This is a genomic window from Micromonospora sp. URMC 106, from assembly GCF_051386395.1.
Lineage (GTDB): Bacteria > Actinomycetota > Actinomycetes > Mycobacteriales > Micromonosporaceae > Micromonospora.
This window is the reverse complement of the sequence record NZ_JBPQTP010000237.1, coordinates 1-790: the sequence shown is the minus strand read 5'-3', so window position 1 is coordinate 790 and position 790 is coordinate 1. Positions and strand designations below refer to the sequence as shown.

At 66.5% G+C, this 790-nt stretch carries 1 protein-coding gene; it reads left to right on the top strand.

The window, feature by feature from the left end:
• Positions 1–114: 114 nt before the first annotated feature.
• A partial coding sequence (locus tag ACSNOB_RS31920; protein ID WP_436691152.1) for an FAD-dependent monooxygenase occupies positions 115–790 on the top strand: 676 nt, incomplete at its 3' end.

The following is a 790-nucleotide window of genomic DNA, read 5'->3' as shown; positions in this document are numbered from 1 at the left end:
CAGCCTAACAGCGACCCTCTGTACTAGCATAGAAATGCAGGTCAGCGGCTTGTTTACGCATCCGCGTACGCCGTACATTCAGACGCGTACAGCGTTAGCGATCAAGGAGACGTCATGAAAAGTGTGCTGATCTCGGGTGCGAGCGTCGCCGGCCCGGCACTGGCGTACTGGTTGGACCGCCACGGCTTCGCCGTCACGATCGTGGAGCGTGCCGCGGCGCCGCGCGCCGGCGGGCAGGCGATCGACATCCGCGGGGTGGCGCTCGACGTGGTCGACCGGATGGGCCTGCTGGGTGCCCTGCGGCAGGTGCGCACCCACATGCGTGGCATGTCGATGGTGGACGGCGACGGCAACGAGCTGATGCGCTCGACCGAGCACACGATCAGCAAGGGCCGGCTGGACAGCGACGACATCGAGGTGCTGCGCGAGGACCTCACCGCCATGCTGTACGACCGGACGAGCGGCACCGTCGAGTACCTCTTCGGCGACTCGATCGCCACCCTGCAGCAGAACGACCGCGACGTGCGGGTGACATTCGAGCGCGCAGCGCCACGCACGTTCGACCTCGTGGTCGGCGCCGACGGGCTGCACTCGACCGTGCGCCGGCTGGCGTTCGGTCCGGAGGAACAGTTCATCCACCACCTGGGCACCTACCTGGCCGTGTACACCATGGAGAACTTCCTGGACCTGCAGGACTGGCAAATCTGGTTCCGTGACGGCGACCTCGGCGGCGGCGTCTACCCGGCACGCAACAACACCGAACTGCGGGTCAACCTGGGCTTCATGGCCG